At 70.6% G+C, this 848-nt stretch carries 1 protein-coding gene; it reads left to right on the top strand.

Going from position 1 to position 848, the window contains the following annotated elements; all coding sequences use genetic code 11:
- Window positions 1-136: 136 nt before the first annotated feature.
- The coding region (locus ACTM82_RS08960; protein WP_441055877.1) for an IS110 family transposase at window positions 137-848 on the top strand (712 nt) is incomplete at its 3' end.

Raw genomic sequence — 848 nt, 5'->3', positions numbered from 1 at the left:
AAGACGATATGAGAAAGCCATTTGGGTCGCCTCCCCCGCGGCGCAGCTTCTTTTCGCGGGCTCGGGATGCCACAATGGGCTTTGAGTATCGGCCCGTGCGGTAGCCCTTACCGCACCTGCGGGGAGGAGGCTTCCCATGCCCCATGTTACCTCCATCGGCCTGGACGTCCACGCGCGATCGGTCGCCGCCGCGGCGTTCAACCCCTTCACCGGCGAGGTGGTGCACCGTGACTTCGGGACGGACGCCGCCGAGATCGCGGAGTGGGCCCTCGGGTTCGAGGAGCCCAGGGCCTGCTACGAGAGCGGCCCCACCGGCTTCCACATGGCGCGCGAGCTGCGCGCGCTCGGCCTCGACTGCGCCGTGGCCGCCGTCTCCAAGATGCAGAGGCCGGCGGCGGACGCGCGCCGCAAGAACGACCGGCGCGACGCCGAGTTCATCGCCCGCATGCTCGCCACCCACAACATCGTGGAGGTCCCGCTGCCCGATGCGGCCGTCGAGGCCGCCCGGGACCTCGACCGCGCCCTCGACGACGCCACGGCGGAGTACCGCCGCGCCAGGCAGCGCCTCAACATGTTCCTGATCAGGCTGGGCCACGTCTGGGACGAGCGCAACGCCGACGGGACGAGGAAGGGATCCTGGACGCGCGCCCACTGGAGGTGGATATCCGGGATCAGGCTCGAGGGGCCCCAGCGCGACGTGCTCGAGTACTACGTCACGGCCGCGAGGTGCGCGGAGTCGGACCGCCGGCAGCTCGAGAAGAAGGTGCTCGCCCTCGCCCGGACCGACCGGTGGCGCCCGGCCGTCGAGGCGCTCTCCTGCATCAAGGGAATCGACACCCTGACGGCCT

Origin of the sequence: Collinsella sp. HCP3S3_E5 (genome assembly GCF_052067635.1) — a bacterium.
GTDB lineage: Bacteria > Actinomycetota > Coriobacteriia > Coriobacteriales > Coriobacteriaceae > Collinsella.
Note: the sequence above shows the minus strand (reverse complement) of the source record. Positions and strands in the feature narration are given on the sequence as shown.